This is a genomic window from Streptomyces sp. NPDC006385, from assembly GCF_040612485.1.
Lineage (GTDB): Bacteria > Actinomycetota > Actinomycetes > Streptomycetales > Streptomycetaceae > Streptomyces.
This window is the reverse complement of sequence record NZ_JBEXQG010000045.1, coordinates 42,216-62,476: the sequence shown is the minus strand read 5'-3', so window position 1 is coordinate 62,476 and position 20,261 is coordinate 42,216. Positions and strand designations below refer to the sequence as shown.

19 protein-coding genes are annotated in these 20,261 nt (G+C 71.3%); 10 read left to right on the top strand and 9 right to left on the bottom strand.

From position 1 onward, the window contains the following. Position 1: 1 nt before the first annotated feature. From ABZ078_RS28940 to ABZ078_RS28915, 6 genes are all read right to left on the bottom strand, one after another. Positions 2 to 1,411 carry an SLC13 family permease gene (locus tag ABZ078_RS28940; RefSeq protein WP_356580013.1) on the bottom strand — a complete coding sequence of 470 codons (1,410 nt, stop codon included), beginning with the start codon at positions 1,409 to 1,411 and terminating at the stop codon, positions 2 to 4. A 63-nt stretch (positions 1,412 to 1,474) separates the two neighbouring features. Continuing rightward, positions 1,475 to 2,140, bottom strand: a complete 666-nt coding sequence (locus tag ABZ078_RS28935; RefSeq protein WP_356579984.1) for a response regulator transcription factor — start codon at positions 2,138 to 2,140, stop codon at positions 1,475 to 1,477. Beyond that, entirely contained in the window at positions 2,137 to 3,516 is a 1,380-nt protein-coding gene (locus ABZ078_RS28930) for an ATP-binding protein (RefSeq protein WP_356580011.1), read from the bottom strand. Before ABZ078_RS28930 ends, ABZ078_RS28935 begins: the two co-directional genes overlap by 4 nt. Before the next feature lie 58 nt (positions 3,517 to 3,574). Beyond that, positions 3,575 to 3,907, bottom strand: coding sequence for a small secreted hydrophilic protein (locus ABZ078_RS28925; protein WP_356579982.1), 333 nt, complete (start codon positions 3,905 to 3,907; stop codon positions 3,575 to 3,577). Between the two features lie 88 nt (positions 3,908 to 3,995). Continuing rightward, positions 3,996 to 4,277 carry an Lrp/AsnC ligand binding domain-containing protein gene (locus tag ABZ078_RS28920; protein WP_356579980.1) on the bottom strand — a complete coding sequence of 94 codons (282 nt, stop codon included), beginning with the start codon at positions 4,275 to 4,277 and terminating at the stop codon, positions 3,996 to 3,998. After that, positions 4,274 to 5,032, bottom strand: a complete 759-nt coding sequence (locus tag ABZ078_RS28915) for a rhomboid family intramembrane serine protease (RefSeq protein ID WP_356579978.1) — start codon at positions 5,030 to 5,032, stop codon at positions 4,274 to 4,276. The genes ABZ078_RS28920 and ABZ078_RS28915 overlap by 4 nt, the downstream gene beginning before the upstream one ends. A 166-nt stretch (positions 5,033 to 5,198) precedes the next feature. Between ABZ078_RS28915 and ABZ078_RS28910 the strand changes: the two genes are divergently transcribed. From ABZ078_RS28910 to ABZ078_RS28890, 5 genes are all read left to right on the top strand, one after another. Beyond that, positions 5,199 to 5,438: a hypothetical protein gene (locus ABZ078_RS28910; RefSeq protein WP_356579976.1), complete on the top strand. Its 240-nt coding sequence runs from the start codon at positions 5,199 to 5,201 to the stop codon at positions 5,436 to 5,438. 71 nt (positions 5,439 to 5,509) lie between these two features. Beyond that, positions 5,510 to 6,853, top strand: coding sequence for an NYN domain-containing protein (locus ABZ078_RS28905; protein WP_356579974.1), 1,344 nt, complete (start codon positions 5,510 to 5,512; stop codon positions 6,851 to 6,853). A 210-nt stretch (positions 6,854 to 7,063) separates the two neighbouring features. Next, complete coding sequence (locus ABZ078_RS28900; protein WP_356580009.1) at positions 7,064 to 8,104, top strand: NlpC/P60 family protein; 1,041 nt, start codon at positions 7,064 to 7,066, stop codon at positions 8,102 to 8,104. A gap of 221 nt (positions 8,105 to 8,325) precedes the next feature. Continuing rightward, positions 8,326 to 9,339 (top strand): NlpC/P60 family protein, encoded by a 1,014-nt coding sequence (locus ABZ078_RS28895; protein WP_356579972.1) that lies wholly within the window; start codon positions 8,326 to 8,328, stop codon positions 9,337 to 9,339. Between the two features lie 54 nt (positions 9,340 to 9,393). Further along, on the top strand, positions 9,394 to 10,587 hold the full coding sequence (locus ABZ078_RS28890) for a hypothetical protein (protein ID WP_356579970.1): 1,194 nt from the start codon (positions 9,394 to 9,396) through the stop codon (positions 10,585 to 10,587). A gap of 37 nt (positions 10,588 to 10,624) precedes the next feature. On the opposite strand, the gene ABZ078_RS28885 is transcribed toward ABZ078_RS28890, so the two are convergent. After that, the gene (locus ABZ078_RS28885) at positions 10,625 to 11,155 is read right to left on the bottom strand and encodes a PadR family transcriptional regulator (protein WP_356579969.1); all 531 of its coding nucleotides are present in this window, start codon (positions 11,153 to 11,155) and stop codon (positions 10,625 to 10,627) included. Positions 11,156 to 11,244: 89 nt separating this feature from the next. On the opposite strand from ABZ078_RS28885, the gene ABZ078_RS28880 reads away from it, so the two are divergent. Beyond that, entirely contained in the window at positions 11,245 to 12,561 is a 1,317-nt protein-coding gene (locus tag ABZ078_RS28880) for an MATE family efflux transporter (RefSeq protein ID WP_356579967.1), read from the top strand. Here ABZ078_RS28880 and ABZ078_RS28875 read toward each other — a convergent pair. Beyond that, positions 12,522 to 13,757 (bottom strand): glycosyltransferase family 87 protein, encoded by a 1,236-nt coding sequence (locus ABZ078_RS28875; RefSeq protein WP_356579965.1) that lies wholly within the window; start codon positions 13,755 to 13,757, stop codon positions 12,522 to 12,524. The two genes, ABZ078_RS28880 and ABZ078_RS28875, sit on opposite strands and share 40 nt — an antisense overlap. A 120-nt stretch (positions 13,758 to 13,877) precedes the next feature. Between ABZ078_RS28875 and ABZ078_RS28870 the strand changes: the two genes are divergently transcribed. Both ABZ078_RS28870 and ABZ078_RS28865 read left to right on the top strand, forming a co-directional pair. Beyond that, the gene (locus ABZ078_RS28870; protein ID WP_356579963.1) at positions 13,878 to 15,020 is read left to right on the top strand and encodes a glycosyltransferase family 4 protein; all 1,143 of its coding nucleotides are present in this window, start codon (positions 13,878 to 13,880) and stop codon (positions 15,018 to 15,020) included. Positions 15,021 to 15,124: 104 nt separating this feature from the next. Beyond that, positions 15,125 to 16,711 carry a GMC oxidoreductase gene (locus tag ABZ078_RS28865; RefSeq protein ID WP_356580007.1) on the top strand — a complete coding sequence of 529 codons (1,587 nt, stop codon included), beginning with the start codon at positions 15,125 to 15,127 and terminating at the stop codon, positions 16,709 to 16,711. A gap of 40 nt (positions 16,712 to 16,751) precedes the next feature. On the opposite strand, the gene ABZ078_RS28860 is transcribed toward ABZ078_RS28865, so the two are convergent. Continuing rightward, complete coding sequence (locus ABZ078_RS28860) at positions 16,752 to 18,548, bottom strand: AMP-dependent synthetase/ligase (protein ID WP_356579961.1); 1,797 nt, start codon at positions 18,546 to 18,548, stop codon at positions 16,752 to 16,754. Positions 18,549 to 18,844: 296 nt separating this feature from the next. On the opposite strand from ABZ078_RS28860, the gene ABZ078_RS28855 reads away from it, so the two are divergent. After that, on the top strand, positions 18,845 to 19,642 hold the full coding sequence (locus tag ABZ078_RS28855; RefSeq protein WP_356579959.1) for a metallophosphoesterase: 798 nt from the start codon (positions 18,845 to 18,847) through the stop codon (positions 19,640 to 19,642). A 144-nt stretch (positions 19,643 to 19,786) separates the two neighbouring features. Further along, positions 19,787 to 20,227, top strand: coding sequence for an SRPBCC family protein (locus ABZ078_RS28850; RefSeq protein WP_356579957.1), 441 nt, complete (start codon positions 19,787 to 19,789; stop codon positions 20,225 to 20,227). Positions 20,228 to 20,261 lie beyond the last annotated feature (34 nt).

Sequence of the window (20,261 nt, the reverse complement as noted above, 5' to 3'; positions counted from 1 at the left end):
CTTAACGGGTGACGGAGACGCCGAGCAGCGGCCAGACCGCGACGGCGAAGAGCAGGACGAGCGCGGCGGTGAGCGGGGCCAGGAAGGCGGACAGCCGCAACAGGTCGCGCGGGGTGTAGGTCGGGGTGCCGGGGACCTGGGCGAAGAGGGTGACCGGCTTGGCGGAGGCGGGCAGGGTGTGGCAGAAGCCGGCGGCCGCGGTCGAGGCGAGCGCGGCGGCGACCGGGTTGACCCCGACGCCGACGGAGGCGGCCACCACCAGCGGCACCAGGACGGACGAGCGGGCGGAGCGGGACTGCAGGACCAGGTGGGCCGCCGTGCTGATGACGATCACGATCACCAGGAACACCACCGGGGGCTCGTTCGTCGGCAGCCCGGAGACCAGCCACTTCGCCGCTCCCGAGTCGGCGAGCGCGACGCCCATCGCCATCGTCGCCGCCATGAACAGCAGCAGGGACCAGGGGACGGTCTTCAGCGCGTCCTTCAGGCGTACGGTGCCGAGGGCGGGCGAGGAGGCGACGACCGCGCCGATCAGCGCCACGATCGCGGGCGACAGATGGTGCAGCGGCTCGCTGCACCACAGCAGCACGACCGTGGCGAGCAGCAGCGCGCAACGCTTCTCCGCCTGGGCCCAGGGGCCGGTGACCGGCTGCTCGCTGTGCTCCTGGATCTGCTCGGGGGTGATGTGGACCGGTCCGCGCCGGTCCTCGCGGCGGGTCGTCGTCCACAGCACCAGCTCGGCGGCCAGATGGGACGACGTCACGGCCAGCGGAAGGCCCAGCAGCAGCCACTCGGTGAAGCCGATGTGCTCCCCGGTCGCCTCGAACAGCACCGACACGGTGATCAGATGCGCGCCGGCGCCGATCAGGGTCGCCACCGCCGACAGCAGGATCACGGTCGGGAACAGCAGTGCCAGCATCACGACCAGGCGCTTGCGGTCGGCGAGGACCTTGGCGAGGGCCAGGAACACCGGCAGCGCGAGCGCGGCCCGGCCGGAGGTGGCCGGCACCGCGAACGCCGTGACGACCAGCGCCGCCGTCGTCAGGTGCACGAGTTGCCGTACGGTGCGGGCGCCGCTGACCAGGAACACCGCTGCCCGCCCGGCGAGTCCGGTCCGGGTCACCGCCGCCGCCAGGACGAAGGCGCAGATCAGCAGCCACACCGTGGAGTCACCGAGGGTGCCGAACAGGGTGTCGTTGCTGATCACGCCGGTCACCGTGAGGGCCAGCGCGGCGCCCAGGGCTATGTATGTGTCGTCGATCGACGTCCCGATCCACGCACAGGTCGCGAGGACGAACACCGCGAGGGTGAAGCGGGCGTCTCCGCCGAGCCCCGTGAAGTTCCCGGGAATGGCCAGCAGCGTGCACAGCGAGAGCGCCACACACAGGGCAGTGATAGCTCGTAGGTTCAATGTCACGTCATCGAGGGTTCACCCGGGCGGTGAGCCGTCGATGAGCCGAACATGAAAGGAACTTCACCCGGTGGGAAGCCGGTACCCCATCCCGCGCACCGTCTCCACCCGCTCGGGGCCGAGCTTCTTGCGCAGCGTGCGGACGTAGACGTCCACGATGTTGGAGCCGGGGTCGAAGTCGTAGCCCCATACGTGGGAGAGGATCTGCTCGCGGGACAGCACCTGCCCCGGATGCCGCAGGAACAGCTCCAGCAGCACGAACTCACGGGCCGTCAGGTCGACGGTGCGCTCGTCCGCCCTGGCCCGGCGCGTGCGCAGGTCCAGGCTCAGCGAGCCGGCCTTCAGCACGGTGACCTCCGGCGCCCTGGCGGCCGTACGCAGCCTGAGGCGCACCCGGGCGAGCAGTTCCTCGAAGCGGAACGGCTTGGTCATCCAGTCGTCGGCGCCGCCCTCCAGGCCGGCCACCGCGTCTCGTACGGAGTCCCGCGCGGTCAGCACGATCACGGGGGTCGTCACCCGTGCCTCGCGCAGCTCGCGCAGGATCGTGAAGCCGTCGCGTCCGGGCAGGTTGATGTCCAGGATCACGAGGTCGAAGCCGCCGGTCAGGGCGTACTCGTAGCCAATGTCGCCGTCGGTGACGGCGGTCGTGGTGAATCCGTTCGAGCGCAGCCCCTTCTCCACGAAGGAGGCGATGCGCTCCTCGTCCTCCACGATGAGGATGCGGTTCACGTGTCTTGCCTTTCCGGTGCGGGTGAAGCATGCAGAACGAGGGTGAAGGTGGCGCCGCCGCCGGGGGTGTCGGACAGGCGTACCTGGCCGTGGTGCCCTTCGGCGATGGCCTTGACGATCGCCAGGCCGAGTCCGGCGCCCGAGCCGCGTGCTCCCCGGCGGGCGGTGCCCCGCCGGAAGCGTTCGAAGATGATCTCGGCGTCCGCCGGCTGGACACCGGGGCCCGAGTCGGCGACGTACAGCTCGATGTGCGGTCCGACGACCCGGGAGCCGATGCGGATGGTCTGGCCCGGCATGGTGTGCTGCACGGCGTTCTGCGCGAGCTGCACCATGGCCTGGGTGATCCGCTGGAAGTCCAGCTCGGACTCCACGTCGGCGACCTCGGCCAGCCGCCAGTCGCGTTCGCCCAGGGTGCGGGCCTTGACGAAGACGTCGGCGGTGAGTTCGGCGACCTGGGCCGGTTCGGGTACGACGAAGTCGGGTCGTTCGGTCTTGGCGAGCAGCAGCAGGTCCTCGACGATGCGGCTCATCCGGTCCAGTTCGTCGGTGACCAGCCGGACCGTTTCGTCGCGTTCGGCCGGGTCGTCGCCCATGACCTCCAGATGGCCGCGCACGATGGTGATCGGGGTGCGCAGCTCGTGACCGGCGTCGTCGACGAACTCGCGCTGCGCGGCGAAGGCCCCCTCCAGCCGGTCGAGCATGCCGTTGAACGTCTCGGCGAGCGCGGCTATGTCGTCCTTGCCGTGCACCGGGATCCGGCGGGTGAGGTCCTGCTCGGTGATCTGCGCCGCCGCGACCCGCACCACGCGCACGGGCTTGAGGATGCGTCCGGCGACCACCCAGGCGATGCCCGTGGTGAGCAGCAGGGCGACGCCGGAGATGATGAGCAGGGTGCGGAACACCTTCTCCACCCGCTCCCGCTCGGGCTGCGGATGGAAGGCCACGACGAACGCGGCGTCCGGCTCCGCACCCGCGCGGGCCACGGTGACCTTGGCCCACCGGATCTCGCCCTCAGGCCGGTGCAGGGTACCGGTGGAGTCGGGCGAGTCGAAGATACGGCGTTTGGCGTCGTCGTCCTCGTGCAGGGGCAGTGCGACGGAGATGTCGCTCGGCTGCCGCAGCTGACTGAGACCGCCGTTCGTCCCGCGCACCAGACCGACCAGTTCCTCGTCGGCGTCGGGGTTCTGCCGCTCCAGGAAGTCCTTCAGCAACTGCCTGGCACTGGAGAACGGAGCGCCCGTCGCCGGGTCCCCGCCTTCTTCGAAGCCGGCGAACTCGCCGGCCTCCTGGGTGAGGAGGCGGTTGATCCGGTTGTCGACGTCCCGCATCAGGAAGGAGCGGGTGGTCGTGGTCACCTCGATGAGCGCGACCGTCATGACCAGCAGCAACCACAGCAGGATGCGGACCCGGGCGGTGACCCGTCTGCGGCCCGGGTCAGGGGGTGTCGTCGGGTCCGTCGTCGTCGGGTCCGTCGTTGTCCGCACCCTGGCCGTTGTCGTCGTCATCGTCATCATTCGTGGGACTGTCGGTCACCGGAGGCCGTGGCACGACCTCGTCGGTCGGCGCCGGCTCGGGTGAGGGCGTCGGCTTGGGCTTGGGCTTGAGGGTGGGGGTGGTCGCGGGCGTGGGGCTGTCGCTGTCCAGCACCACCTCGGACGGAACCTTCGGCGCCGAAGGACGGTCGGTGAGCGCGAAGCTGGTGGCGGCGATGCCCAGCGGGATCAGCACGACGGCGGACAGGGCCGCCATACGACGAGTGAAAGCCATGTGCCCGATCCTGTGCCCCGAACCCGGCGAGAAGGATGAGGGCCGGATGAAGAACTCTTCATCCGGGACTGCGCGACGAGGAGGGCTCTCAGCTGTCCAGGCCGATGGCGAACGCGGCCTCCAGGTCGTGCTGCGAGTACGTGCGGAACGCCACGTGCGTGTCCGTCCCCTCCACGCCGGGGATCTTGCTGATCCGGCCCGGGATCACCTCGGCGAGATCCTCGTGCCGCTTCACCCGCACCATGGCGATCAGGTCGTACGTCCCGGTGACCGAGAAGACCTCGCTGACGCTCTCCAGCGCGGCGATCCGCTCGGCGATCTCGGGGATCCGGTCCACGCTGGTCTTGATGAGGACGATCGCGGTGATCACGGCTGGTTCTCTCCCTCGGGGGCCGGAGCAGGGGCGGCACTCACTCTAGTCCTACGGCCGAATCGGGCCCACGCGTAGCCGAAGCCGACCCCGAACCCCACCAGGTGCGCCAGATACGCCACCCCCGGCCCCTGGTGAGCCCGCCCCGCCGCCACCCACTGCAGGGCCGCCCAGAAGGGCAGCACGACCCAGGCCGGGAAGCGCAGCGGCAGGAAGAGGAGGAAGGGCAGCAGGCTTGTCACGCGTGCCCCGGGGAAGAGGAACAGGAACGCGCCGAGGACCGCGGAGATCGCCCCGGACGCGCCGACCAGGGACTGGGTGGAGTCGTCGTTGGCGGCCGCGTAGCCCAGCAGGGCCAGGTAGCCGCAGCCGAGGTAGAAGAGGGTGAACTGGAGGCGGCCCATCCGTTCCTCCGCCATCACCCCGAAGACGTAGAGGAAGAGCATGTTGCCGAGCAGGTGCACCCAGCTTCCGTGGACGAACAGGGCGGTGGCGGGGGTGAGGGCGGCCCGGGGCGCGCCCTCGAAGAGGTCAGCGGGCACCACGCCCCAGCGGTGGAAGTAGGCCCGCTGGGCGGCGAGCAGCCCGTCGCCGGAGCCGTACGCCGGATTGAGCCCCGCCGCCGGCCCGAGAAGGAAGATCAGGCAGCACAGGGCGATGAGCCCGTACGTCACCGGCGCCGGTGACCGCAGGACCGACCGGCCGGCCCTGCCGAACCGAGCTCCGAAATGCGCCACGCGCCAGTTGCCGATCATGAATACAGAGCATGACGTAACGGGACGCACGCACACAGACCGCCTCGCCGCCCAGGACGGACGGGCGGCGAGTACCCGCCAGGCCGTAGGGTTACGAGCCACACGCACCCGGGAGTCAGGGGTGTCACGGACAATGGAAGACCTAGAAGGAAAGAGCACGGTCACGATGACGGTTCCCCTGCCGACCGCCACGACGCGGTGGCGCTGCACCCTCTGCGGCAACCTCACGCGCTTCGACGTGACGCGCTCGTCCCGGGTCGTCGAGTACGTCCACCTCGATCTGGCCGGCGAGCCCAAGATCGAGGAGCGCGAGGTGCTCAGTGAGACGATCGAGTCGGTGCGCTGCCGCTGGTGCAACGCCGTGGACAAGGTGGAACTCGTGGACAGGCCGGGCGCCGGCTCCTGACGATGGGGGTCCCCCCGCTCGGGCGAAGCTGAGAGCGGGGGAGGGCCCGCACAGAAATTGGGGTGTGACGGATGGTGGAGACACAAGGCGGGGGGCCGGGCGACGGCGCCGCCGAGGTGCTCGACCGTCCGCTGCCCGACGGCGTACGGCGCAAGGTCGTGCAGATCGTGTCCGACGGGTTCGGCGGGCTGACCGTCGGTGAACTGCCCGCACAGTTGCGACAGTACGCCAGGTTCGCCCCGAACCGCCGGGCCAAGTTCGCCGGCAACGCCATGGCGGCGGCGCTGGAGACCGATCCACTGTTCCGGCAGCGCATCGGGGAGAAGTTCAGAGAGGCCCAGCCGGAGCTCTCCGGCGCCCTCGACTCCGGCTCGGCACCTCCGGCCGCGGACCCGCTCGACGTGGCGGCCGCGGCCTATGTTCTACGGCCCACCGGCTGGGTCAAGCTCGTCACCGCGGCCGGCGAGGAGGCCCAGCGGGCCGACGCCGAACGCGCCGACGAGGAGAACCGTGCCGAGCTGGAGCGGCTGCGCGAGGAGCTCGCCCACGCCCGCGAGCACACCCGGCACGAGACCGAGCGGCTGCGCACCGAGCTGGACGCGGCCAAGAAGGAAGCCGAGTCGCTGCACCGGAAGCTGCGCTCCGCCCTCAGTGACGTCAAGCGCGGCGAGGCCGCCCTGCGTAAGATCCAGGGCGAGATCGAGGCCGTGCGGGCCGAGGGCCACGCCCAGGTCTCCGCGGCCGAGAGCGAGACCCGGCGGCTCAAGGCGCGGCTCGGGGAGGCCGAGGCGGCCCTGGAGGCCACGCGTAGAGCCGCCCGCGAGGGGCGCAGCGTCGAGGACATGCGTGTACGGCTGCTGCTCGACACCCTCCTGGACGCCACCCAAGGGCTGCGCCGGGAGCTGGCGTTGCCGCCGGTGTCCGTGCGGCCCGCCGAGACCGTGGACGCGGTCGAACCGGGCCGCATGACCCCGAAGGACATCGCCGCACGGGCGTTGTCCGAGAACGACCCCGCGATCCTCGACCAGTTGCTCGCCCTGCCGCAGGCCCATCTGGTGGTCGACGGCTACAACGTCACCAAGACCGGCTACCCCCAGATGCCGCTGGAGAAGCAGCGACTGCGGCTGCTCGGCCAGCTCTCCCAGCTCGCGGCGCAGACCGGCGCCGAGGTGACCTGTGTCTTCGACGGGGCCGAGCTGGCCGCGCCGGTGCTGCTCGCGCCGCCGCGCGGGGTGCGGGTGCTGTTCTCCAAGCCGGGTGTGACCGCGGACGAGTTGATCCGCCAGCTGGTGCGCGCCGAGCCGCCGGGCCGGCCGGTCATCGTCGCCTCGACCGACCGCGAGGTGGCCGACGGGGTGGCACGGGCCGGGGCGCGGCCGGTGGCGTCTGCGGTGCTTCTCAAGCGGCTGTCCTGAAAACGCCAACCTACAGGCGCAATGCCCGAATTGGGGCAACCGTCACGCAACGTAGTGTCAAGCCGATATCACTCCACGTGAGTTGTGTGCAAAGAATGCATGGTGTGACGAGAATTTTCTTCTGAGGATTTGATCTGATCACAGGAAGGTCACTAGGGTCGGCGCCGAACCTCCGAGCAGGTGATCACTCAGAAGAAGGGTTTCACCTCCGTGGCGTCCCATCGTCGACCCAAGCATCCGAGCCGAGCACGCGTGACCGTGCTGACCACAGCCGCCGCCGCTGCCGTGGCCATCAGTTCGCAGGCCGCCAACGCCGCGCCCGGCGAGAAGCCGAGCAAGGACGAGGTCAAGGCCAAGGTCGACAAGCTCTACGAACAGGCCGAGGCGGCCACCGAGAAGTACAACGGGGCCAAGGAGAAGCAGGAGAAGCTCCAGAAGGAGATCTCCACCATCCAGGACGACGTGGCCCGCGGCCAGGAGGAGCTCAACGGGCTGCGCGACTCCATGGGCCTCGCGGCCGCCGCCCAGTACCGCACGGGCAGCATCGACTCCTCCGTCCAGCTGTTCCTGTCGTCCGACCCGGACGACTACCTGGACAAGGCGTCCACCATGGACCAGCTGAGCGCCCAGCAGGTCGACTCGCTGAAGAAGATCCAGCAGAAGCAGCGCGAACTCGCCCAGCAGCGCGCCGAGGCCGCCGACAAGCTCAAGGACCTCTCCTCCACCCGCACCGAGCTGGGCAAGAAGAAGAAGGAAGTCCAGGGCAAGCTCGCCGAGGCGCAGAAGCTGCTCAACTCCCTGACGGCCGCGGAGAAGGCCGCCCTCGCCGAGGAGGAGGCCCGCGCCAGCCGCTCGTCGGCCGCCCGCGTGGACCTCGGCAACGCCTCCGCCGCCTCCGGCCGGGCCATGGCGGCCTTCCAGGCCGCCCAGAGCAAGCTCGGTTCGCCCTATGTCTACGGAGCCACCGGCCCGTCCTCCTACGACTGCTCGGGCCTGACCTCCTGGGCCTACGCCCAGGCCGGCGTCTCCATACCGCGCACGTCGGAGGCGCAGTCCGGCATCGGCACCCGCATCTACTCGCAGAGCGATCTCCAGGTCGGCGACCTCGTCTTCTTCTTCAACGACCTGCACCACGTCGGCCTCTACGCCGGCAACGGCCAGATCATCCACGCTCCGCGCACCGGCACGGTCGTCCGGTACGAGTCGATGGACACCATCGGCGGCCCGTTCATGTGGGGCGTCCGGGTCTGACCCGACCCTCCAAGATCAACACAGCGCACCGCCCGAACGAGCGAATCCCGAGACCCCCGGCTGACCCCACGCCCCGCCTATGACCTGCGTCAGAGGCGGGGCGTCACTTTGCGTGCCCGGCGCGGTCGTTGGTCGTCGCCCTCGCACGGAGCTACTGTCTGCCGCGTTTCCCCGGTCGCCGGGGAAGGTCCTTGTCGCCAGCGGAAGGAGAGCTGCTTCCCGTGGGGTCCCATCGCCGCCTTGCATCGTCCGGGTTCGACCGGGGCGCCGGTGCAGCGCTCTGTGTCATGTCAGCCGCCGCCACGGCCCTCGGGGTCGTACCGGCCACGGCCGCGCCGCACGACGACACCCGGGCCAAGGTGGACCGCCTCTACGAGGAGGCCGAGAAGGCCACCGAGGCCTACAACAAGGCCGACGAGCGCGCCGACAAGCTCCGCGAGCAGGTCGGTGACGCCCAGGACCGGATCGCCCGGCAGCAGGAGAGCATCAACTCCATGCGGGACACCCTCGGTGCGCTGGCCGGCGCTCAGTACCGGTCCGGCGGCATCGATCCCTCCCTCGCCCTGCTGCTCTCCGAGGACCCGGCCGACTACCTGGACAAGGCCGCCCGCATCGCCCGGATCAGCGCCCACCAGGCCGGCGAGCTGCAGGACCTCCAGGACGCCATGCGCCTCGTCGCCCAGGAGCGTGCCGAGGCGGCCAAGAAGCTCACCGAACTGGAGAAGAGTCGCAAGGTCGTCGCCGCCCACAAGCGGACCGTCGAGCGCAAACTCGCCGAGGCCCGCAGGCTTCTGAACTCCCTCTCGGCGACCGACCGCGCCGCCTTCGACCGCGCCTCCCGCTCCGGCCGCGCCGACCTGCCCGACTTCGGCAGCGCCGTCGCCCCCTCGGCCCGCGCGGCGGCCGCCGTCGCCGCCGCCCAGACCGCGCTGGGCAAGCCGTACATCTGGGGCGCCAACGGCCCCTCCGGCTTCGACTGTTCGGGCCTGATCCAGTGGTCGTACGCCCAGGCCGGCGTCTCCATGCCGCGCACCTCGCAGGGCCAGCGGTACGCCGGCCGGCAGGTCCCGCTCTCCGAGGCCCAGCCCGGCGACGTGGTCACCTACCGTTCCGACGCCAGTCATGTCGGGATGTACGCGGGCAACGGCCAGGTGATCCACGCGCCCTACCCGGGCGCACCCGTGCGCTACGACCCGGTGGGCATGATGCCGGGGGCGACGGTCACCCGGGTCTGACGCTGGTCCGACGCGGGTCTGACCGCCGCGCCCTCCCCGCCGTACGATCGGGAAATGGCTGGTCGAAGGCGGGGGTCGGGAACGCGCGTCGTCGTCGCGCTCTGTCTGCTGCTCGTCTCGCTGGTGGGCTGCGGCGGGCGGCCCGCCACCGACCGTGCCGAGGCGGAGGTGCAGCGCCTGCTCGACCGGCGGGCGGCCGCGGTACTCGACCGCGACGAGGCGGCGTATCTGCGGACGGGCGCGCGGGACCGGTTCGGCAACCTGGGCGCGCTGCCCCTCGCCGACTGGTCGTACCGCCTGACCGGACTGCGGCGCACCGGTGACACCGCGACCGCCCAGGCCGAACTCCGCTACCGCGTCCGGGGCTACGACCGGTCTCCCGTCAGCGCCGGCCGCACGCTGAGCCTGAGCCGGGACGCGGAGGGCCGCTGGTACGTCGAGGCGGAGCGGCCCGCGAAGGGCTCCGCCCAGCAACTGTGGGACCAGGGCGAGGTGAGCGTCGTCCGCGGTGAGCACAGCCTCGTCCTGGGCGTCGGGCAGTCCGAGAAGGCGCTGCGTTCGTACGCGGCGCTGGCGGACCGCGCGGTGCCGGCCGTGTCCCGGGCGTGGGGCGGGGACTGGGCCCGGCACGTCGTCGTCCTCGTACCCGGGTCGCTGACCGGCATGGCGGGGCTGCTCGGCTCGCCCGCCTCCTCCTACCGCGGGATCGCCGCGGTCACCACCGGCGAGACCGGCGCCCGGGCACGGGCGCCCGCGGACCGGATCGTCGTCAACCCCGACGCGTACGGCGTCCTCGGCGACACCGGCAAGCAGGTCGTCCTCACCCACGAGACCACCCATGTCGCCACCCGCGCCCACACCACCGCCGCCACCCCGCTGTGGCTCTCCGAGGGTTATGCCGACCGGGTCGGCTACCTCGGCAGCGGCCGCTCCCCGTCCCAGGCCGCGCCCGAGCTGTCCCGTGCGGTGTCCGAGGGGCGGGCGCCGCGGGCCCTCCCGTCCGACGAGGACTTCGGCTTCAGCGGCGACGCGGGCAGGCTGGCGCTGGCGTACGAGAGCGGCTGGATGGCCTGCCGGATGATCGCGGAGCGCTGGGGCGAGGTCGCGCTCATCGACTTCTACCGGGCCGTGGGCGCCCACGAGCGGCGGTCCGGGGCGGTCGAGGGGGCGATGCGGGACGTGCTGGGGACGTCGTTGGAGGAGTTCACCGGCCAGTGGCGGGAGTATCTGCGGGCGCAGTTCGGCTGAACCGCGCAAGCGGTCGGGGCGAGGTCCGGTCGGTGACTCAGTCCGGCCGGTCAAGCTTCGCGATGGCCTCCGTCAGCCAGGCGCGCTCCGCCTCGCCCGTCGCCCGGGCCACCCGCAGCATGCCCTGCCGGAACAGGTCGTCGGCCTGCTCCGCCCGTACGGGCTCGCCGTCCGCGTAGAAGAAGCTCGTGGGCGCGGTGAGGAACTCCAGTCTGCGGCGCAGCACGTCGGCCTGTTCCCGGGGGTCCGGGAGGTGTCGCAGGAAGGCCAGGACCGTGTTGAAGCGCACCTGGTCCGTGATCTCCACCTGTTTCGGGTGGCGCAGGCGTTCCAGCAGGTCCTCGCGGCCTTCGCCGGTGAGGGAGAGGATCCGGCGCGGGGCGGCGCCCGCCCCCGGCTCCGCGTGCTCGTCGAGCTTGCCGGCCTTGAGCAGACGCGTGATCGCCGGGTAGAGCGCGCCGTCGCTGACGGGGCGGACATGGCCGCTCAACGCCCTGATGCGCTCCTTCAACTCGTAGCCGTGCAGGGGGGCTTCGGCCAGAAAGCCCAGGATCGACAGCTCCAGCATGGTCCTCCTTGCGGACGCGGTGCAGCCATGCTACCTCTTATCGAGTTACCTCGAAACGAGGTAACTCGATAAGAGGGGGAGCCCCGCACGTGAGCACGCATCGCAGGCAGCTGGTCTCGCTCGCCCACCCCGTCTACTTCTCGCTCCTCGCCTCCGTCGCCGCCGGGATCATCAACACCGTCTGGGTGTCCCGGCTCGGCGGCCCGGCCGTGGCCGCCGTGGCGGTCGCGACCAACACCGAGAACGTGCTCCTCGGCGTGGCGCTCGTCTTCGGGTCCGGTACGACCGTGCTGGTCGCGCATGCCAGGGGCGCGCGGGACGCGGGGGCGGTGCGGGCGGCGGTGCGTGGGGGCTGGGCGGTGTGGGCGCTGGTCACGCCGGTGGTCGTGGTGGGCGGGTTCCTGCTGCGCGAGCCCCTGGCGCGGCTGGTGCTCGACGGGGGGCCGGCTCTGCCGCTCGCGGTGGGCTACTTCGCGATCTCGCTGCCGGGGATGGCGGTGTTCTTCGCGCAGCAGCTGGTCGACGGCATCCTCAAGGGCGCCGGCGACACCAGGACTCCACTGCGGCTCGCGCTGTTCGCGGGCGGGCTGATCCTGGTCTGTGACCCGTTCCTCATCCACCTCTACGGCGTCCAGGGCGCCGCCGCCTCGACCGTGCTGTGCCGGACCGTGGCCCTGGGGGTCGCACTGATGGCCCTGCGCCGGAACCGGCTGCTGCGCGCGGCGGCCCGGGCGCGGCCCGCACAGCCGCTCGCCGGTGCGGCACTGCGGACGCTGCGGACCGGGCTGCCGATGTCGGCCGACTTCACCGTGCGGCAGGCGGGCACGCTGGTGCTGGTCGCGATCGTGGCACGGCTCGGGGTGACGGCGGTCGCCGCCTACTCGATCGCGTACAAGGTCCTGTACGTCGCCACCATGGCCTTCTACGCCGTACGCCAGGCCGCCACCATCCACACCGCGCACCTGCTCGGCGCGGGCCTGGACGCCAGGTGGGCGATCGGGCGGCAGGCGGTACTGGTCTCCGGGGCGGCCGGGCTGGTGGCGGCCGTGCTGCTGGGGGTCACCGCCCCGTGGGTGATGGCCGCCTTCGGCGCCGGGCCCGCCGTGGCCCACGACGGGGTGCTGTTCCTGCGCTGTGTCGGGCCGTACCTCGTCCTGATGGCCTGCGTCATCGCGCTCGGCGGGGTTTTCGAGGGGAGCGGGGCGGCGCCCGTGCTGCTGCGGGTGACCGTGCTGGGCACGGCCGTCCAGCTGCCGCTCGCGTACGGGCTGTCCGGCCTCGGCATGCCCGGCGTGTGCCTGGCCCTGGCGCTGGCCATGGCCGTCCAGTGCGGGGCGGTGCTGGGGCCGCTCCGGCGGGTCCGGCGTCAGGAGGGCAGCGACGTCTCCTTGGCGCGGGTGGGCTGAGCCGGCACGGGCAGCGGGGCGGTCCGGGTCACCGTCTCGCGCCAGAGCGCGCGGGCCGCGAGGAGGGTGGCGAGGACCAGCAGGCCGTTGCGCAGGACGAGCAGGGTGACGCCGAGGGCGTCGCTGGCGACGACGTGCGCGAACCAGAGCGGGAACTCCAGGACCGTCACGAAGGACGCCGCGAGGACCAGGCCGGCGGGCACGGTCATACGGCTGCCGCGGAAGCACAGGCACACGGCCGCGAGGCCGACCAGCCACACCATGTACTGCGGGCTGATCACCCGGCTGGTCGTCACGAACATCAGCACCGCCACGAAGGCCGCGTCCGCGAGCGTGTGCGACAGGAACCGCCGCGCCCGCAGCCGCCACAGCAGCAGCCAGCCGAAGGCGAGAGCGCTCAGGGCGAGGGCGGCGTTGCTGACGACGTCGACATACGGGCCGAGGAACTCGACCGAGCCGTAGTTCAGCAGCACCTTGCCGTCCCAGCCGTACTGCCGGGCCACATGGAAGACCAGCGCGCCCAGCGACTCCACCTCGGTGCCGCGGTCGCGCTGGAAGGTCAGGAAGGCGAAGGCGCCGGGCATGGCGAGGGCGAACAGTGCCGCCAGGGCCCCGGCGGTCAGCGCGGCCGAGGCCCAGGCGCCGCGCCCGCGGGCCGCGACCAGCAGCAGCACCGGCCACACCTTCAGCATCGCCCCGAGGGCCGTCAGCGCGCCCATCACCCGGGGATGCCGGGCGCCCGCGAGCAGCGCGGCCACGGCGACCGCGGTGACCATCACGTCGTAGCGGGCGTACACGGTCGGCCCGAGCAGTGGCACGCCCGCCACCCAGACCCAGGCCCCACGCGGCGTCCGGCCGGGGCGCCGGCCCGCGTACAGCAGGAGCAGCAGGACGGCCAGGTCGGCGGTGAAGGCGAGGACGAAGAACGCCGAGGGATAGTCCAGCCAGAACAGCAGCGCGGGGGAGAGGATCGCGAGGGCCGCGGCGGGCGGGTACTGCCAGGTGACGTCGTCCAACGGGAACGTTCCGGTGCGCAGCACCTCGTACCAGCCCTGGTAGATCACCGACACGTCGCTGGTGACGTCCGGGCCGGGGAAGACGTACACCTTGAACACGAGGAGCAGCAGGGCCACCCTCGTCAGGCCCCAGATTCCCACAAGCCACGCCAGGGGCCGCCGCCTGCCCGTCGTCTCCACCGGATCCCCTGCCGTTCGCTTCCCGCCTGAGGAGAACATGATGTCCTGTCCGGCTGTGAGCGGGCCACACACCTGGCCGAGCCCCGGCTGTGCGCAGGGGCTTCGGTAAGGTCGGCGGCGATGCACAAGACCCTGATCGTGACCAACGACTTTCCGCCCCGCCCCGGCGGCATCCAGGCATTCCTGCACAACATGGCGCTGCGGCTCGACCCGGAGCGGCTGGTCGTCTACGCCTCCACCTGGAAGCGCGGCCGCGAGGGCATCGAGGCCACGGCGGCCTTCGACGCCGAGCAGCCCTTCACGGTCGTACGGGACCGTACGACGATGCTGCTGCCGACGCCCGGGGCGACCCGGCGGGCGGTCGGGCTGCTGCGCGAGCACGGGTGCACGTCGGTGTGGTTCGGGGCGGCGGCACCGCTCGGACTGATGGCCCCGGCCCTGCGCAAGGCGGGCGCCGAGCGGCTGGTGGCCACGACCCACGGCCACGAGGCGGGGTGGGCACAGCTCCCCGCGGCCCGGCGGTTGCTGCGCCGGATCGGGGAGTCGACGGACACGATCACCTACCTCGGGGAGTACACGCGCTCGCGGATCGCGACCGCACTGACGCCCGAGGCGGCCTCGCGGATGGCGCAACTGCCGCCGGGAGTCGACGAGAAGACCTTCCACCCCGGATCGGGCGGCGACGAGGTGCGGGCACGGCTGGGGCTGACGGACCGGCCGGTGGTCGTCTGTGTGTCCCGGCTGGTGCGGCGCAAGGGGCAGGACACCCTGATCCAGGCGATGCCGCGCATCCTGGCCGCCGAGCCGGACGCCGTGCTGCTGATCGTCGGGGGCGGGCCGTACGAGCAGGACCTGCGGCGGATGGCGCACGAGACGGGGGTCGCCGGCTCCGTCCACTTCACCGGCCCGGTGCCCTGGTCCGACCTGCCCGCCCACTACGGCGCCGGCGACGTCTTCGCGATGCCGTGCCGGACCCGCCGGGGCGGCCTGGACGTCGAGGGCCTCGGCATCGTCTACCTGGAGGCCTCGGCGACGGGACTGCCGGTCGTCGCCGGAGACTCGGGCGGGGCACCGGACGCGGTGCTCGACGGGGAGACGGGCTGGGTGGTGCGGGGCGGCTCCCCCGAGGAGACGGCCGAGCGCGTCATCGAGCTCCTCGGGGACCCTGAACTGCGCGCCCGGATGGGCGAGCGGGGCCGAGCGTGGGTCGAGGAGAAGTGGCGCTGGGACCTGCTGGCGGACAAGCTCCGGGCTTTGCTGTGACCGGAGTCCCCGGGACTCTAGGCGGAACGTAGAAATCCGCACATGCTGCGCACATGACAGTAAAACTGATGCAGCGTCACCTGACAAGACGTCACATCCTCGGTATGGCCGCCCTGCAGACCGCGGCCGCCCTCGGCTTCACCCGTGTCTCCCTCGCGTCCGCCCGGGCCGCCGAGCCCGACGCGGTCGAACACGCCCCCGCCGTCGTCGTCGGCTCGGGCTACGGCGGTGCCGTCGCCGCCCTCCGCCTCGGCCAGGCCGGCATCCGCACCCTCGTCCTCGAAATGGGCCGCCTGTGGAACACCCCCGGCCCCGACGGCAAGGTCTTCTGCTCCACCAGCGCCCCCGACCAGCGCTCCATGTGGTTCCGCACCCGCACCGAGGCGCCCCTGGCCACCTTCCTGTGGCTGGACGTGGTCAACAAGGACATCAGCGCGTATCCGGGAGTCCTGGACCGCGTCCGCTACGACCACATGTCCGTCTACGTCGGCCGTGGCGTCGGCGGCGGCTCCCTGGTCAACGGCGGCATGGCGGTCACCCCGCTCCGGTCCTACTTCGCCGAGCAGTTCCCGACCGTGGACACCGCGGAGATGTACCGCACGTACTTCCCCCGCGCCCGCTCCATGCTGGGCGTCAACACCATCGACCCCGCGTGGTTCGAGTCCACGGAGTGGTACCGCTTCACCCGGATCTCCCGCAAGCACGCCGCCAACGCCGGCCTGCGGACCACCTTCGTGCCCAGCGTCTACGACTTCGGGCACATGCGACGCGAGGCGGCCGGTACGGCGACGAAGTCCGCGCTGGCCGGTGAGGTCATCTACGGCAACAACCACGGCAAGCGCACCCTCGACAAGACGTACCTGGCCGCCGCGCTCGGCACCGGGAACGTCACCCTCCACACCCTGGAGAAAGTGCGGTCGATCAGCAGGGCGGCCGACGGGACGTACCTGGTGACCGCCGACCGGATCGACGACACCGGCACGGTCGTCGGGACCAAGGAGTACGGCTGCACGTACCTCTTCCTCGGCGGCGGCAGCACAGGCACCACCGAACTCCTCGTCCGCGCCCGCGATTCAGGCACGCTGCCCGCCCTGGACGCGAGCGTCGGCACCGGGTGGGGGGCCAACGGCAACGTGATGCTCGGCCGGGCCAACCACCTGTGGGACACGGTCGGGGAGAACCAGTCGACCATGCCGGTCATGGGCATCGACGACTGGGCCAACGCCGCCAACCCCGTCTTCGCCGAGATCGCGCCGCTGCCGACGGGACTGGAGCACTGGGTCAGCCTCTATCTGGCGATCACCAAGAACCCCGAGCGGGCGTCCTTCTCGTACGACTCGGCTTCCGGCGGGGTGAAGCTGGGCTGGTCCGCCGCGCAGAGTGCCGTGTCGGTGGGCATGGCGAAGAACCTGTTCGACCGGATCAACAGAGCGAACTCCACGATCTACCGGTACGACCTGTTCGGCTCGGCCGACAAGGTCTTCGCCGACGACTTCACCTACCACCCGCTGGGCGGCTGCGTGCTCGGGAAGGCGACCGACGACTACGGCCGGGTGAAGGGGTACGCGCGGCTGTACGTCACCGACGGCTCGCTCGTGCCCGGGTCGATCGGCGTGAACCCCTTCGTGACGATCACCGCGCTCGCCGAACGGACGATGGCGCGGGTCCTCGTGGAGGACACCGCGCCATGAACCGTCGTACCGCCTCGGCCACCGCCTCGGAAAGGGCGTGCTACTTCTGGTAGATCGCCTCGATCTCGTCCGCGAAGTCCTTCGCCACGACGTTGCGCTTGAGCTTCAGCGACGGCGTCAGATGGCCCGAGTCCTCCGTGAACTGGGAGGGCAGAATGCGGAACTTCCGCACCGATTCCGCCTTCGACACCGCGGCGTTGCCGTCGTCGACCGCCGACTGGATCGCGGCCAGCAGGTCGGAGTCCTCGTGCAGCGACGCCGCGGTGGAGCCCGCCGGCTTGCCGTGCTCGGCACACCAGCGGCCCAGGAACTCCTCGTCGAGGGTGACCAGCGCGCCCACGAACGGCCGACCGTCGCCCACCACCATGCACTCCGCGACCAGCGCGTGCGCCCGGATGCGGTCCTCGATCACGGCCGGGGCGACGTTCTTGCCGCCCGCGGTGACGATGATCTCCTTCTTGCGGCCGGTGATCCTGAGGTAGCCGTCCTCGTCGAGGGTGCCGATGTCACCGGTGTGGAACCAGCCGTCGGCCAGCGCCTCCTCGGTCGCGCCCGGGTTGTTCCAGTACTCCTTGAACAGGTGCTCGCCGTGCAGCAGCACCTCCCCGTCGTCCGCGATCCGCACCACGGAACCCGGCAGCGGCTGGCCGACCGTGCCGATCTTCTGCCGGTCCCAGGGGTTGAAGGCGGTGGCGGCGCAGGACTCGGTCAGGCCGTAGCCCTCCAGGACCGTGAAGCCGATGCCGCGGAAGAAGTGCCCGAGCCGCTCGCCGAGCGGAGCGCCGCCGGAGATGGCGTACTCGCCCTTGCCGCCGAGGACCGCGCGCAGCTTGCTGTAGACGAGCTTGTCGAAGACCTTGTGTTTGATCTTCAGGCCCACGGGCGGGCCCGACGGGGTGTCCAGCGCCTTGCTGTAGGCGATCGCGGTGTCCGCCGCCTTGTCGAAGATCTTGCCCTTGCCGTCCGCCTGGGCCTTGGCGCGGGCCGAGTTGTAGACCTTCTCGAAGACCCGCGGCACGCCCAGGATCAGCGTCGGGCGGAACGAGGCGAGCTCGTCGGTGAGGTTCTTGATGTCCGGAACGCAGCCGAGCCTGATCGGCGCCATCATCGGCGCGATCTGCACCAGCCGGCCGAAGACGTGCGCGAGCGGCAGGAAGAGCAGCACGGAGCACTCGCCCGTGCGGAACAGCGGCCGCAGGCGCTCCACGATGTTCCCGCACTCGGCGAAGAAGCTGCGGTGGGTGAGCACGCAGCCCTTGGGGCGCCCCGTGGTGCCGGACGTGTACACGATGGTCGCCGGGTCGTCCGCCTTCGCCAGCGAGCTGCGCTCCTCGACCGTGGCGTCGCTGATGTCCTGCCCGAGCCGGCCCAGCTCCTCCACGCCCCCGGCCTCGATCTGCCAGACGTGCTTGAGCGCGGGCAGCCGGTCGCGCACCGACTCGACGGCGGCCGTGTGGTTGTCCAGCTCCGTGATCATGGCGGTCGCGCCCGAGTCGCCCAGGATCCACTGGACCTGCTCCGCCGAGCTGGTCTCGTACACGGGCACGGTGACCGCGCCCGCCGACCAGATCGCGAAGTCGAGCAGGGTCCACTCGTAGCGGGTGCGGGACATCAGGCCGACCCGGTCGCCCGGCCGGACTCCGGCGGCGACGAGCCCCTTCGCGGCCGCGCGCACCTCGGCCAGGAACGCGGTGGCCGTCACGTCCTGCCAGGCACCGCCCACCTTGCGGGCGATGACGGCGACGTCCGGGTGCTGCGCGGCGTTTCTGCGGACGATGTCGGTCAGATTCCCGTCCGCAGGGACCTCGTACAAAGCCGGAAGGCTGAACTCGCGCAAGACTGCTGCTCCTCATAGGGCGCCGGCGCCACGACGTTGTGTGATGCGACCGTGCGGTCCAAGGCTCGGGCAAGTGCTCGGGGATTCACATGTTGAAATCCAGAGCACGACTGGACCGACCGGACGTTACCCGCCGGTATGGCTTCTTCGACAGGGGGTCCCGACGAGATGTTCGCTGCGTCACACGGATTGGTGCTTCTGCGCGCACAGTAGTCGAGCGGTCTGACGACTGGCCAGTAACCATCGGTCCGCCCGCCATTGTTCACGTATGCCGCACACGCTTACCCTTGATCGTCATGGCACCCACACCGACGGGAAACCGCAAGACACGCGTACATGTGGTCAGCGACGTGCACGGCAACGCCCGCGACCTGGCCAGGGCCGGCGAGGGTGCCGACGCCCTGATCTGCCTGGGCGACCTGGTGCTGTTCCTGGACTACGCCGACCACTCGCGCGGCATCTTCCCCGACCTGTTCGGCGTGGCGAACGCCGACCGCATCGTGGAGCTGCGCACCGCCCGGCGCTTCGAGGAGGCGCGGGAGTTCGGGGCGCGGCTGTGGGCCGGGATCGGCTCGGACCGGCGCGCGGTGATCGAGAAGGCGGTGCGCAAGCAGTACGCCGAGATGTTCGCGGCGTTCCCGACGCCGACGTACGCCACCTACGGCAATGTCGACATGCCGCCCCTGTGGCCGGAATACGCCGGGCCGGGCACGACGGTGCTGGACGGGGAGCGGGTCGAGATCGGCGGCTGGACCTTCGGGTTCGTGGGCGGCGGCCTGCGCACCCCGATGCGCACACCCTACGAGATCAGCGACGAGGAGTATGCGGCGAAGATCGAGGCCGTGGGGGAGGTGGACGTGCTGTGCACGCACATTCCGCCGGAGGTCCCGGAACTGGTGTACGACACGGTGGCGCGGCGCTTCGAGCGCGGGAGCCGGGCGCTGCTGGAGGCGATCCGCCGTACGCGGCCCCGCTACGCGCTGTTCGGTCACGTCCACCAGCCGCTGGTCCGGCGGATGCGGATCGGGGCGACGGAATGCGTGAACGTGGGGCATTTCGCCGGGACGGGAAAGCCGTGGGCGCTGGAATGGTGAGCGAATTCCGGTCCGGCGGGCGGGGAGCCGGCGATCGGCGCAGGTGGGGGTGAAGTCGGCCGGTCGGGCGCGCGGTAGCCTTCACGCTGCGCACGCGTGCGCACCACGACTTCTTACCGGCCCGCATCTGGAGGAGCCACAGCGATGGCGGAACACACCAGCTCGAGCATCACGATCGAGGCGGCACCGGCCGACGTGATGGGGGTGATCGCCGACTTCGCCCGCTACCCGGACTGGACCGGCGAGGTGAAGGAGGCCGAGGTCCTCAAGACCGACGCCGAGGGCCGTGCCGAGCAGGTCCGTCTCGTCATGGACGCCGGCGCGATCAAGGACGACCAGGTGCTGGCGTACACCTGGGGCGGCGAGCACGAGGTGTCCTGGACGCTGGTGAAGTCCCAGATGCTGCGGTCGCTGGACGGCTCCTACATCCTCAAGCCGGCGGGGGCCGGGGCCACCGAGGTCACGTACCGGCTGACGGTCGACGTCAAGATCCCGATGCTCGGCATGATCAAGCGCAAGGCCGAGAAGGTCATCATCGACCGGGCACTGGCGGGCCTGAAGAAGCGGGTGGAGTCGGGCAAGTAGGCGCCGCGCCGCGGGCGGGTGGGGGTACGCGCCG

Coding starts and splice junctions, on each gene's coding strand:
- ABZ078_RS28905 (WP_356579974.1), top strand. CDS start 5,510: ATGGTGGAGACACAAGGCGGGGGGCCGGGCGACGGCGCCGCCGAGGTG.
- ABZ078_RS28915 (WP_356579978.1), bottom strand. CDS start 5,032: ATGATCGGCAACTGGCGCGTGGCGCATTTCGGAGCTCGGTTCGGCAGG.
- ABZ078_RS28910 (WP_356579976.1), top strand. CDS start 5,199: ATGACGGTTCCCCTGCCGACCGCCACGACGCGGTGGCGCTGCACCCTC.
- ABZ078_RS28890 (WP_356579970.1), top strand. CDS start 9,394: ATGGCTGGTCGAAGGCGGGGGTCGGGAACGCGCGTCGTCGTCGCGCTC.
- ABZ078_RS28885 (WP_356579969.1), bottom strand. CDS start 11,155: ATGCTGGAGCTGTCGATCCTGGGCTTTCTGGCCGAAGCCCCCCTGCAC.
- ABZ078_RS28925 (WP_356579982.1), bottom strand. CDS start 3,907: ATGGCTTTCACTCGTCGTATGGCGGCCCTGTCCGCCGTCGTGCTGATC.
- ABZ078_RS28855 (WP_356579959.1), top strand. CDS start 18,845: ATGGCACCCACACCGACGGGAAACCGCAAGACACGCGTACATGTGGTC.
- ABZ078_RS28870 (WP_356579963.1), top strand. CDS start 13,878: ATGCACAAGACCCTGATCGTGACCAACGACTTTCCGCCCCGCCCCGGC.
- ABZ078_RS28865 (WP_356580007.1), top strand. CDS start 15,125: ATGGCCGCCCTGCAGACCGCGGCCGCCCTCGGCTTCACCCGTGTCTCC.
- ABZ078_RS28850 (WP_356579957.1), top strand. CDS start 19,787: ATGGCGGAACACACCAGCTCGAGCATCACGATCGAGGCGGCACCGGCC.
- ABZ078_RS28930 (WP_356580011.1), bottom strand. CDS start 3,516: ATGACGGTCGCGCTCATCGAGGTGACCACGACCACCCGCTCCTTCCTG.